At 42.0% G+C, this 12708-nt stretch carries 13 protein-coding genes; 3 read left to right on the top strand and 10 right to left on the bottom strand.

Annotated features, from left to right (window positions below):
• Positions 1-47 precede the first annotated feature (47 nt).
• Entirely contained in the window at positions 48-1034 is a 987-nt protein-coding gene (locus ACYQ1I_RS02030) for an ABC transporter substrate-binding protein (protein ID WP_459761955.1), read from the top strand.
• Between the two features lie 118 nt (positions 1035-1152).
• On the opposite strand, the gene ACYQ1I_RS02025 is transcribed toward ACYQ1I_RS02030, so the two are convergent.
• A complete protein-coding gene (locus ACYQ1I_RS02025; protein WP_459761953.1) occupies positions 1153-1950 on the bottom strand; it encodes a DUF3221 domain-containing protein in 798 nt (265 codons plus the stop codon).
• Positions 1951-2163: 213 nt separating this feature from the next.
• On the opposite strand from ACYQ1I_RS02025, the gene ACYQ1I_RS02020 reads away from it, so the two are divergent.
• Entirely contained in the window at positions 2164-2919 is a 756-nt protein-coding gene (locus tag ACYQ1I_RS02020; protein ID WP_459761951.1) for a hypothetical protein, read from the top strand.
• A 110-nt stretch (positions 2920-3029) separates the two neighbouring features.
• Here the strand turns inward: ACYQ1I_RS02020 and ACYQ1I_RS02015 are convergent, their stop codons facing one another.
• Together ACYQ1I_RS02015 and ACYQ1I_RS02010 are read right to left on the bottom strand one after the other, a co-directional pair.
• A complete protein-coding gene (locus ACYQ1I_RS02015; RefSeq protein WP_459761949.1) occupies positions 3030-3887 on the bottom strand; it encodes a pirin family protein in 858 nt (285 codons plus the stop codon).
• 25 nt (positions 3888-3912) lie between these two features.
• A complete protein-coding gene (locus tag ACYQ1I_RS02010; protein WP_459761947.1) occupies positions 3913-4707 on the bottom strand; it encodes an EcsC family protein in 795 nt (264 codons plus the stop codon).
• A gap of 155 nt (positions 4708-4862) precedes the next feature.
• Between ACYQ1I_RS02010 and ACYQ1I_RS02005 the strand changes: the two genes are divergently transcribed.
• On the top strand, positions 4863-5684 hold the full coding sequence (locus tag ACYQ1I_RS02005) for an alpha/beta fold hydrolase (RefSeq protein ID WP_459761945.1): 822 nt from the start codon (positions 4863-4865) through the stop codon (positions 5682-5684).
• A gap of 42 nt (positions 5685-5726) precedes the next feature.
• Here the strand turns inward: ACYQ1I_RS02005 and ACYQ1I_RS02000 are convergent, their stop codons facing one another.
• The 7 genes from ACYQ1I_RS02000 to ACYQ1I_RS01970 form a co-directional block, all read right to left on the bottom strand.
• On the bottom strand, positions 5727-6131 hold the full coding sequence (locus ACYQ1I_RS02000; RefSeq protein WP_459761943.1) for a (deoxy)nucleoside triphosphate pyrophosphohydrolase: 405 nt from the start codon (positions 6129-6131) through the stop codon (positions 5727-5729).
• A 125-nt stretch (positions 6132-6256) separates the two neighbouring features.
• Positions 6257-7615: an MATE family efflux transporter gene (locus ACYQ1I_RS01995; RefSeq protein ID WP_459761941.1), complete on the bottom strand. Its 1359-nt coding sequence runs from the start codon at positions 7613-7615 to the stop codon at positions 6257-6259.
• A gap of 101 nt (positions 7616-7716) precedes the next feature.
• Positions 7717-8118 carry an RrF2 family transcriptional regulator gene (locus ACYQ1I_RS01990; protein ID WP_459761939.1) on the bottom strand — a complete coding sequence of 134 codons (402 nt, stop codon included), beginning with the start codon at positions 8116-8118 and terminating at the stop codon, positions 7717-7719.
• 197 nt (positions 8119-8315) lie between these two features.
• The gene (locus tag ACYQ1I_RS01985; protein WP_459761937.1) at positions 8316-9542 is read right to left on the bottom strand and encodes a nitrogenase component 1; all 1227 of its coding nucleotides are present in this window, start codon (positions 9540-9542) and stop codon (positions 8316-8318) included.
• Positions 9523-10821: a nitrogenase component 1 gene (locus tag ACYQ1I_RS01980; RefSeq protein ID WP_459761935.1), complete on the bottom strand. Its 1299-nt coding sequence runs from the start codon at positions 10819-10821 to the stop codon at positions 9523-9525. Before ACYQ1I_RS01980 ends, ACYQ1I_RS01985 begins: the two co-directional genes overlap by 20 nt.
• Positions 10814-11608: a nucleotide-binding protein gene (locus ACYQ1I_RS01975; RefSeq protein ID WP_459761933.1), complete on the bottom strand. Its 795-nt coding sequence runs from the start codon at positions 11606-11608 to the stop codon at positions 10814-10816. Before ACYQ1I_RS01975 ends, ACYQ1I_RS01980 begins: the two co-directional genes overlap by 8 nt.
• A 111-nt stretch (positions 11609-11719) precedes the next feature.
• Positions 11720-12679, bottom strand: a complete 960-nt coding sequence (locus ACYQ1I_RS01970; protein ID WP_459761931.1) for an ABC transporter substrate-binding protein — start codon at positions 12677-12679, stop codon at positions 11720-11722.
• Positions 12680-12708: the final 29 nt, after the last annotated feature.

Here is a 12708-nt window from a genome sequence, read left to right as displayed (position 1 = left end):
CCCAAAGTTAGTCAAGGCAAACTATAGTTGTATTGGAGGAATAAATGATGAAAAAATTAATGTTATTAATTGTTTCGATAGCGCTTTTAACGGGCTTTTTATCCGGTTGTACCCAGAAGCCTGCCGGGAATAACGATACAGCCCCAAACAATCCCCCGCCGTTAGAGGAAGCTACACCCCAGGAAACTGCATCATGGCCAAGGGCCTATGTAGACGCCCTGGGACGTGAGGTTATATTAGAAAAAAAGCCTGAAAGGGTTGCCCTTCTGTTCTTCCGTAATTTTGAGCATCTGTTTTTGCTTGATGAATTTCCCATAGCAGCCACAGATGTAAATGTTCTTGATGAATGGGAATCCCTTGCCCCCTACAGAGGAAAATATGAAATAACAGATGTAGGCTCAATGGGTAGTCCCAATGTAGAAAAATTGCTGGATGCCCAGCCTGATTTAATCATTATGTTTTCGGGACGATATGAAGCCTACGGTGAAACCCTGGAGAAAATTGCCCCTGTAATTACAGTAGATAGTAATGAAAATAACTGGCAGGGGGCATTGCTGGAATATGGGGAAATCTTTGGGAAGGAACAAAAAGCCCAGGAGGAAATTGAACGGATTGAAAAGTTAATTTCAGATTCCAGGAATCAGTTAGAGCCCCTCAAAGATAAGCGATTTGGTGTCATTATGCTGGGAGACAAGCAATTTTGGGCCTTTACAACCCAATTTGTATTTAACCAGGAAAACGGCCTTGGTTTAAATCCACCAGACAATTATGTCGATATGTCCACCAAAGGTGAGCAAATTTCGCTGGAGGGGCTGGCTGCCATGAAACTGGATTATATGCTTGTTGCAGATATAGGCGGCTCAACAGATAATCTTCAAAATTACTTGGAAAATCTTGAGGACGATTTACTATGGAATTCCCTTGATGCCGTTAAGAAGGGCCGTATGTATACCCTTGACAGCTCCATTGCCGCCGGCGGCCCCCTGGGAATTGAACTGGGGGTAAAGACTATTATTCAAAATATTACTCAATAGGCATAATGCTGATTAAAACCAGGTGCAGCCCAATCAATTTGGTGACACCTGGTTTATCAGCCTTCGGGCCTTACCCAAGGATTGAAAAATATCCTTAGTAAGGGCAATATATTATTCTTTACTCTACTTCCACAATAAATTCTGACTTTAGCTGTACCTTTTCTTTTTGTTCTTCATCCAGGGCGAAATTGGTAGCAGCAGAAAAGGTATACTGACCTTTAGGCAGCTTCAGGGTCTCTTCTGAATAAAAGCTTTTGAAAAAATCTGCCTTTGGGTCTTCCTCACTATAGCCCCCGCTCTTTGTAAAGGGAAGTGTATATATTTCTCCCTTTTTTAGATACGTCTTCTTGAGTACATCTAGGGTGAGACCCCCGCTTAAAACCTCGCCCTTCTCATAAATCATATGATGAAAATAGGGCTCGCCTGACCAAATATCGATTCCCTCTTCCTGACCAATATATTCAATGGTTGAATATAGGCTGATCTCTTCATCCTCTTTAAACTTTAGCTTGTTGATATAGGTCTTTACCAGAAAATTTTCATCACTGGCTGTAAAGGTATACTCATTTAGCAATACAATCTTATGAATACTATTGATCTGGGCAGGATAGCTTTCTGCTATACCACCATTATAAAATATTTCAACCCTGCTGCCCACCTCAATATCCTCCAACGAAATGGCTTCTTCACTATCCTTCAAGCTTAATTGGGTGCCTTCACCTATGGAGATCATTATTTTATCGGCTGAAGCCAATTCCCTTGACCCCTCAACTGGCTCCACCAATAATTGACCTCCGTTGTTCTCTAAAACAGTTGCAACGAAGGAGGTCTCCTTCTCTATCTCCTTACTGCAGCCAATTAAAAGGGAAAAACCCATTAGTATACCCAAAATATAAATTACAGGCTTTTTTATCATACCTTTACCTCCTCTAAATCTTTCTAATTTAGACGCTCTAATATCATTTTTGTTCCTGTATCTGTTCAGCCCTTGCAATAAGCCTGCCATCAGGTCTAATGTATTTATAAACCCCTTCATGTATGACCTTTTCATAATTTTAAAATTAATTAAGGATTTCTTTAAATTTGCCGATAAATTTAATAATAAAAAATTAACAGGGGGAAAAAGCCCATGAAGATCAACAGCTTTAATTTAAATAGTTCACCCATTTTCGCCTCTAGGCAGCAAAACTTGAACAAAGCGGCAGAGCTTGTTAACACTAAAATGGAAAATCAAGCCGTTGCTTTACAATTAAGCAAAGAGGGGGTACAGCGTTTAAAGGTCAGAAACCTAAAAAAATCAGAAGAATTGCAGACAAGAATTGATGAAGGCCTTGAAAAAATTAAGCAAAGGCTGAACTTACTATCTGAGGTCGATCGTTTTATAGAGGAAATTCAAAAGGCAGTTACAGACTATATGGAAAACTATCAACAGCCAATGGAGGAGCCCACCGGAGAGGAAGCTGAAATTGAGGCTATATCTCCCCAGGAGGAGCCTGTAGATACCGCCGGTGAAATTGACATTCAGGAGGAAGCCTCAGAAGAAGCCAAGTATATCGATTCTCTTATGAAGGAGCTTGCAGATATGCTGGAAACTGTGGAAAAAAACAAAGCTCAAAGGGAAGGTACCTCTTATCAGCCAGATGATTCATTGGCCGGAGCCTTTAGGGAAATTGACTTTTCTTCGGATTATCTTAACAGTATTAGTCTCATGAACAAAGCAAAGTCAATGATTCGGGATGAAATTCAGAAGCTGTATGATCAACTGGCAGAAATGCAAAAACAGGTTGACAGCCTTTTAGGTGTAGCCCCAAAGAATCAAGACAGCAGCCATCAGCAGGGTCTCAAGGAAATGCTGAAGGAAATTAATGACCTGCTGCCACAATAAAGCCTTTGAATAATCAATGCCCCAGGCTAATGATGTGAATTGGCCGGGGCATTTTTAATTGTATAACTTAATATTAATTTTATCAGCACCCCTGATACTACCAGAAGCGTTTATATTTTTTTTATGATATCATGCCTAATGAAATTCCCATCATCAATATCCTTAAAGGCTTGATCAAGCTCTTCCTGAGTATTCATGACGATGGGCCCACCCCAGGCAATGGGCTCCTTTAAGGGCTTGGCAGAAAAAATTAAGAATCTTAAACCATTTTCAGAAGCCTTGGCCACCAATTGGCTGCCTGCCCCGAACAAAGCTGCCGATCTCTGATAGATACGGTTCTCCTTCCCCTCATCAAACCAACCGTCACCGGAAATAATATAAACAAACAGGGTTTCATCAGGATTAATCTCCATTTCAAAGTGTCTTTCCCGCTCCATGTCCACATCCAGCAGCGTTAACTGTACATAGTCTCCCAAAACAACCCCCTGGGTTTCCTTATACCTTCCAGAGACAACTGCCACTGTTACGCCCTCCTCGGTTACCTTAGGAATCATGTCAGCTGTAATATCTCTGTATTGAGGGCTGGTGAGCTTGTCTTTAGCAGGCAAATTAAGCCATAGCTGTACACCCAGCATTCTTTCTGAGGGCTGGGGCATTTCCTGGTGCATGATGCCGCCCCCTGCAGTCATCCATTGACAGCCGCCATCTAAAATGCTGCCCTTATTCCCCAAACTGTCGCCATGTTCAATCTCACCTCTGATTAAATAGGTAACGGTTTCGATTCCTCGATGGGGATGCCAGGGAAAGCCCTTAGTATAATCATCAGGATTATTGGAATCAAAGGCATCCAATAACAAAAATGGATCAAAGTCTTGAACATTCCTTCGGCTGATAACCCTAGTCAGATTAACCCCTGCACCATCCTGGGTTTTTTGGCCCGTTATCAGCTTTTCAATTGTTCTTATCATTTTTATGCCTCCTCAAATTAATATTTTATTTTTCCAGCTTTTTTAGCAGGTACCTTTTTTTATATTTTAAGGTAGCGTACTTTCCAATTTTTCGAATCATGCTATAATTAACAACCCCACCTACCACGCCGATGACGGGAATACCTTGAATGAACTTTCCCAAAAGCATTGACTCTGAAAGGGCATTGGCTGCTGCCATCATTTGATCATTTAGATTGATTTCAACCTGGCCCTGTTTATTCAGCTTTTCTCCCAATAGATCTATTTCATTGTTAAGCTTCTTTTTTCCATGGCCCCGGCCCATTGCACCACAAATGATCAGAAGAATAAATGCCCTTTCCTCATCAGTTTCATATTCATATCCATAGCTTAGGGCCACCTCATAAATGGTTTTCATAATCACAGCAATGAAGAGGGGAATATCGGGCAAACCAATACCTAAAAACCCCAATAGGCTCCCTTCTAACAGGCTAATAGATTCGTTGATTAATTTTGTAGAATTGGCTTGTTTATCTAAATTTTTGATATATTTTTTTCTTAGCCCTGTGTCAATGCCATAGTTGTTTAATTCGTGTTCCAGCCTATGCTTGTCTTTATCATAGGTTTTTTCGATATATGTACTTCCCCTTTCAAATACCAGCTTAAAGCTCTTAAAGAAGGCTGCCTCTAAGGCTAATTGGAGCTTATCTGGTATTTTTTCCTGGATTTTATCCTTGATAGGAGCTATTTGGGCCTCAAAAAGCTTTTTCTCACTCTTATTAATCATCTTTTTCTCTTGCCTGTCAATTTTTTTAAACTGCTTAATCCATTCTTTGTCCATGGGAATCACCCTTTAAAAAATTATTGTTATCGTTTATGATAGCACATATTTATATTGATAGGTTAGCCTTGATTCTAAAATCATATTTCTATGAATGTTAGCATAATTTGCTAGTAGATTCACAAAATGATCGATCTAAATGGAGGGGAGTATGGATGGGGATCTATGTTCAGGTTGAACCAAAGGTCAAAATTTACGTAGAGGATATTAATTCATCGGGTAGTAAAACCATTTTGTTTGTCCATGGCTGGCCAGGAAATCATAATTTATTTGAATATCAGTTTAATGAGCTTCCAAAATGGGGTTACCGCTGTATTGGTATGGATATTCGAGGCTTTGGTCAATCGGATAGACCATGGGAAGGCTATGATTACGATCGACTGGCCGATGATATAAAGGGAGTTGTAGATACCCTGGAATTAAACAATTTTATTTTGGGAGGTCATTCAACGGGAGGAGCCATTTGTGTTCGGTATATGGCCAGACATAGGGCTCATGGTGTATCTAAATTGGCGCTTTTTGCAGCAGCTGCCCCCAGCCTTATTCAGCGACCTTATTTTCCCTATGGTTTACCTCGTCAGGCAGTGATTAATATCATTCAAAATACCTATACTGATCGCCCTAACATGATTAGAGAATTTGGAAAAATGATTTTTTATAGATATGTAACAGATTCATTGTCTGATTGGATTTTTCAGCTGGGCCTACAGGCTGCCAGCTGGTCTACCGCTGCCATTGCCAATACGTGGCTATATGAGGAAGGGCTGTTTCATGACTTGAAAACAATACAGGTTCCAACCCTCATTCTTCATGGCCTGAATGACCAGGTTTGCCATTATTCATTGGCAATTGCCCAAAGAAGCCACATACAAAATTCTAAATTGGTACCCCTGGAATGCTGTGGTCACTTTTTATTTTATGATCAGAAGGATCGTTTTAACAAAGAGCTGATAAAATTCATCGAGGAGCCCCTCTAAATCATTTTTAATGCTGCTCTCTATTCATACCCAGCCTGAAAATTAACTAAACATTTTTTGTCTATCAATCATTTCATTTAATTTCATCGCTATGGGCAAATCAGCGGGCAGCAAATTGTATTTAGTTAAATTATCAATTTCGACCCATTTGTATAGGTCATGGACTCTAAGCTCAATCTCTCCGTCAACTATATCAACCAAATATGACAATAAGCGGATAGACCCCCTTGAATCATGATAAAGACTTTCACCAAAGAAGCCTTTAATCACTGTGGTAATATTTAGTTCTTCAAATAATTCCCGCTTCAGACATTCCTCTGGTGTTTCTCCGGTTTCAACCTTTCCGCCGGGAAATTCCCAACCTCCGCCATGATTTTGACCTGGTGCTCTGCGGGCAATAAATACCTTTCCTTCTTTGAGGATAATAGCTGCTGTAACATCCCTCATTTATTCAACTCCATTATCATTAAATTTTTACGCTTATTTTACCCTTCTTTCAATGTTTATAGCTAATATATTTCCTCCATATCAGTAAAAAAATATCCAGGAGGCAGCATAGCTACCTCCTGGCACTACAATGGAATCTGTTGGCTTTTAAATATATGGCCATAGCTTTTTAAGAATAATGCTATTGTGATCAGACTAGTGGTTAAATCTGTTATCGGCTGTGCAAGCCATAGTCCATTTGCGCCTATTGCTTTGGGAAGCATAAAAATTATCGACCCCAATATTACTGACTGCCTTAATATATTCAACAATATTGCCCTCTTTGAATTTCCTGACAGCATCATAAAGGCTATACCAAGGGTTGGTATAGTGGCTAAGGGCAACAGGCTCATATATTTACCAATACCATTAACCGCAATATCCTTAAGCACAGGATCTCTGGCAAATAGCCCCACTGTATATTCCGGCAGGATTAGAGCAATCAAGGTACCGATTGTCAATATAGAAGCACTCCACAGCGCTGCAAGATACAAGGTTTTTACTGCCCTATGATACTGGTTTTTGGCATAATTGTAGGCAATAATCGGCTGGCAGCCCTGGGAGATTCCATAAACAGGCATCAGGAATAAGGCCGCAATAGAGGTAATTACAGTCATGGCTCCGATTGCCAGCTCGCCACCGTATAGCTTCAATGAATAATTGCTAACCATTTGGGCGATGCTGATCGATAGTTGATTCGAGAAGGGAACAAATCCAATTACAAGTATATCCTTTACTAATACAGTATCGATTTTAAAATTAGACCTGCCTAAAATTAGCGTAGGCTTACATTTTATAAAGTAATAAATTCCCATTAATACTGTTACAAGCTGTGCTGCAACCGTAGCCAATGCAGCCCCCCTTATCCCCATATTGAATATAAAGATAAACAAGATATCAAGCAGGATATTGGTTATACATCCGGTAATTGTAATGGCAGCTGAAATTTTCGGATTTCCATCGGAACGTACCAGAAAAGGAAATAAAAAGCCTAGCATATTTAATACTGCTCCAAGCATGATAATGGTAATATATTCTTTGCTATAGACCAAAATTTCTTTGCTTATATTCAGTAAGCCCAAAATATTATTTTGCAGCAATAAATAAAATACTGTTAAGGAAATACCCAAAATGAAAGTTAATACGATTGAATTGGCCGCAGTATTTTCAGCGGCCTCCCTCTTACCCTCACCTAGTTTTATGGAAATATTATTTCCAGCCCCAATTGAAATAAGGGCTGACAATGCTACAACTAAGGTAGTAATAGGAGTTGTTAGGCCAACCCCTGTCAGGGCTAAAGCACCAATTTGTGGTATATTGCCTATAAAAATTCTGTCAATTACTGTATATAGTGAATTGATTAATAGGCTTAGCACAGTAGGAACAGAGTATTGCAAAAGTAACCTTCCTATTGGTTTTTTTTCGAGCTCTTCGATTCTATTCATAGGAACCTCCATTTACATATATTATAGATATTTTATATCTTTTATTAAGACAAAAAATGACATGCTATGGGCTTTTACTCTAGATTAGAGCATGAATTTTCTTACTCTATGCATGAGTTATTGACTTGGGCTATTTCAAATAGCTTTTTATTTTCCAGGTATTCTTCCATGAGGCCCTCAGCTTCTGCCATGACCTTATGAATTAAGCACTTACTTTCCTTAAATTCACAATTGAATAATGAGCCGGTACCCTCAGTAGCCCTGATCACATCCATAAAAGATATTTCCTCCATATTCTTTTTTAAAACATAACCACCTTTAACACCAGAAGTAGACTCAATTAGTCCGGCCTTTACCAACTGGGTAAGGATCTTTGACAGATAGGTAACCGACACATTGAAATGCTCTGCAAGGACATTTACACTGATTTTTTCATTTTGTGCATTTTTAATCATATAAACAATTGTATGCAATGCATAGTTTGTTGCTTTTGTATATTTCATAGGGAAGCTCCTTCAAAGATATTATAGACAATATATATCCATGATTATATCATTGGAATCTGGCAATGTCAATCATCTAATAAAATTATCAAGCAATATATTATAATTCTTATCCTTTAACATATAGTGTGTCTATATATTAGTGGCTTAATCAATAAAATTCAAAAAATAACCAGAAGGCAGCTAAGCTGCCTCCTTTATTCATCATTCTCATTAATCCATAGATTTACCAGGTGAACTGCACCTCGAAAACCGACAAAGGGTGGCTCATAGGGGTGAAGCCTCCATTTGGTATCCGGGTTGGCAATCTGCATTTCACTACTACGGCCCGCCCACTCCAGGGCCTCTCCACTGGCCATCAGAAGGCCCTTTTCATGGAATTGTACTGTCTGTGCCCACTCCTCTTCTGAGAAATAGGGTATTTCCTCATTTCCCATATCGGGACAATCGCACCAGCAGGCTCCTTTGGATAATGATAGTTCGTTACAGCCAAAGTCTAAAATTCCCCTGACCACATCGGCGTGTCCTCCCAGAGATAATATCGCCTCCTCTGGATGAGATCTTACAATGTGTCGGAAATGGGGCATCACAGGAACAATTCGACTGCGGGAAATTTCCCTCTCTTTTTTAATAAAAGCGGTGTTGACTGTCAAACCAGATACCTCTGCCACTGCCTCAATCCATCCTATAGTTCCTTCAATCCCATAGGGCCGTGCCAAAAGATAGGGGGTTCCAAATTTTTTCTGCAGATGCTTTGCTGCAGGTTCACCCTCCCGTCGGATGACAAGATTGATATGGGCGCTGCCCATTCTTTCGATTTCCTCCACAGTGGTATCGGAGGTCATGATGCACACCGGCTTCATACCAAAGGCCCCCTCCATGATCCGAAGAATTTCACCTGCATCCGCCTGAAAGCGGAATAAATCAGCACAGGAGCCAATGATATTAAAGGTGGGCTGGGGTGTTTTTTCTATTTCCATGGGCAGGGTTTTGGCCAGCAATAAAAGGGCCTCCTGTATTCCCCGGTGCTGGAAAACATCAAATCCGCCATATCCAAAGGGCAGCAGACGAATGTTAGGATATTCAGGCTGAAGCTCCTGGCAAAGGGCAAAAAGGTCTGTTCCGATTACCTCTGGAATGGAAGAGGGCAATAGAAAAATAACCCGGGGATGATCCTTCCTGATGATATGATCAATGGTATGATTTAGCCTGCTGGTACCTCCAAGGGAGATATCGGCTTCATCAATATGGGTGGAATACAGCTTACAATCATTATTCACTCCCGCATGCTTTAATGTTACCCCACTATAAAGCATATGCCCCATGCAACCGAACTCCACAAGGGCAGCCCCTCGTATTGTGGCAAGGGTCCATAGAATCCCCATGCGACCCGAGGGCAGCGGCTTAAATCGATGCAGGCCCATTTTCAACGCCTCCTTTTCCTGATGCTTCTATTTCATCCAGTACATTTAAAATTCTCTCTAGCAGCCTGCTGGTTCGTCCATAGCCCACTTGTCCATAAAAATCAAACAGCTCTGGTACACAAGGCAGCGTATGACTGCGATCTTCCAAATAACCGAAGTATAGATCTGCAGCCAGCTCCTTTAAAATCGGCAGCGCTGCATCACTATTTACCATTCGGCAGATCAAAGGATTATGCCCCATTGTCCTAAGGGTATGGGCATGGCCCCGATCCTCAGGGTAGTATTCCTCTAAATGTAGCAGAAGTGGCTCCATTCCCAGTTTTGTAAGGTAGATAGCCAACGGAAGGGGAACATCGATTCTAAGGGCCAGGACAAATCGAAGTCCTTTCAGTTTTTTCTTAGCCTGATTTTGTAATTCCAGGGCTTTAAGGCGTTCCTCCCGAAGGGCCTCCCCCCAGGAAAAGCCAAATTGTTCCGCCAGGCAATCATAAGCTCTGTCGATTTCTTCAACCTCGTACAGATTATGAAGGGTCAGGTAGGGTACGCCAAATTCCTGCTCCATTTTAGCAGCAAGGGGTTGGGTATAGGGAGAAACCACCAGGTTCAGTGCAGCTTCCGGGGCCCCTTGGAAATCCTCCAGGGTTGCCCCTGGCGCCAGATAGTGCAAATTGATCCCCCTGTGTTCAAGGGCATACAACACCTCAGGCATGGGAATATGTTCTTCCCCGGGGGCACGCCCCAATACGTTGATCCGCCTACTATCCTTTTTCTTCGCCTCCATTAGTCTGCCAAGGGCCTCCATTGTTTTCCAGGAACCAGGCGGATAGCTGATGTTTTTAAACTGTCCCAGCATCACATAGGTAAGGCGTGCTGAAATTTCTGGCTGTACTTCACGGATGATGCCCTCAATATCCTCGCCAATTAACTCTGGTACACAGGTGACTATCAACAAAATAGCCTTTGCGCCGGCTTTGTCCATTTTCTTCAGGGCCTCCATCAGCCCCTCCCGGCAACCAAAAACAACCTCATGGCCGTCCAACGCATAGAGCCAATGAAGCTCTCCATGTTTTCCCTCGGGCTTAGGGCTGAAAAGTCGTGAATGGATGGCACATTCCTGTGTTCCCACAAGCAGCGACGAAAGCCCCTTAATATCCTCTACAATCACCGAAGCAATACGCATCGGACAATGACTACCAGGGGAAACGGCGGGGGTCAGGAATTTAATGCCGGTACTAGACTTCACTGCCGACAGACGCTTCAGGTGCTTCAGCTCATTCATTTCCATCGCCTCCCTCTAACAACAGCTTTGCCAGGGCCTTGTAATATTCTGTCATGTCAGAATCCGGAAAGGCTTCAACCACGGTTTTACCCTGATCCTCGGCCTGCTGCACCAGGGGATGTCGAGGTAAATGATAAAGAACAGGTGTTCCCATCTCAGTTGCAGCTTTATCTACCAATTCCCTTTCGCCTTCGATATTTTTGGCATTCAAAATTAGCCCCCGCAAGGAGGCGTAGCCCCGCTTTCCAAAGCTTTTTACCGCATGGGATATATTAGATGCAGCATAAAGAGACATCATCTCGCCAGAGGTGACAATGCACACCTCATCAGCATAGCCACCCCGAATAGGCATGGCAAAGCCACCGCAGACCACATCCCCCAACACGTCATACAACACCACATCTGGCTTATAAATGTCGTAGGCCTCCAGCTCCTCCAGCTTTTCAAAGGCAGTAATGATCCCCCTTCCTGCGCAGCCCACCCCTGGTACAGGCCCCCCCGATTCAATACAGAGAACCCCGGTGCTGCTTTTCACTACAAAGTCCTCAAGCGCTGCATCACCGTTTTCCCGTATAATATCCAGCACCGTAGGAATGTTTTTCCCCCCTGTCAGGTTACGGGTTGAATCGGCCTTAGGGTCACAGCCGATTTGCAGTACAGTTAGTCCCAGTGACGCCATAGCCGCAGCCACATTGGACACAGTGGTGGATTTACCAATGCCCCCCTTTCCGTAAATTGCTATTTTTTTCATTTTATTATTACTTTTATCTGGCATATTATCATTCATATTCTTGCTCCTTGTATCAAATTTTGATTAGTCATTAAAGCTGATGCTTTTAAATTAAAAAAACCAGGCACAGGCTATCTGGTAGGCTGTACCTGAGCTTTTAATTATTTTTTACTCTTCGTATACCTCTAACAATTTCTCAGCGGTTAAACGCATGGAGAGGGGCCCAAAGGTATTGAGGGAATCATCAAAATGAATCACCTTTCCATTTTTTACAGCATCCAAGGTCTTCCATAGGGCATATTCTTCCTGACTCTTAATAAAGGTCTGGTAAGTTTCTAAAAAGTCCTGAAAAACAATATAGTCTGGATTCATCTCGGCAATGGCCTCTAAGGAAAAGGCCTCATAATCATCTGGATACCCAACTGGCTTGGATATTCCAAAGGTTTCATAATACTCCTTATTACCACGGGAGATAAAGGATTTACCGTCTGTTCGGAAAAGGGCAAAGGTTTGATCCTTGTATTGGCTCAGCTTCTCCTTAGTCGTAGAGATGGCAGTTTCGATCTCCTCGATAAGTTCCCGGGCAAATTCTTCTTTCCCGACAATTTCAGCACAGGCCAGGGTTTGATCCTGCCAAGGGGCATCAAAATCCACTAATACAACGGGGGCAATTTGCACCAGCTGTTCATAAATTTGATCTACGTGCCCCTTAAATGTAACAATAACATCGGGATTTGCATTTAAAATCGCCTCTAAATTTAACTCCCGGGCACTGCCTAAATCTATTATTTCTGCTGTACCAGCATAGGGCTTCGTGGTTTCCCATTCATTCAGTGCCTTCATGGCGGTTCCAATGGAAGCACCGGCTGAAGCAACAGGGGGACTTTCCAGGGCAAAGAAATATTCTAAATACAATGAATGAAGTATTGCAATCCGTTCAGGCTCCTTTTCCAACACCACCTCATTCCCTGCTGCATCTATAATGGTTCTGGGCCAAGCAGCTTCTTCACCATTATTTTCGATTATCTCTGGGGAACCTGTAGTATTTTCTGCAGGTGTTCCGGAACAGCCCGACAGTAAGCCCGTCAAGAGGGCAATTGAGGCTATCAATATCATGAATCTTTTCATAACCATTCCTCCAATAAAACTATAGTTTG

Source organism: Alkaliphilus crotonatoxidans, assembly GCF_054658015.1.
This window is presented reverse-complemented; position numbering and strand designations above follow the sequence as displayed.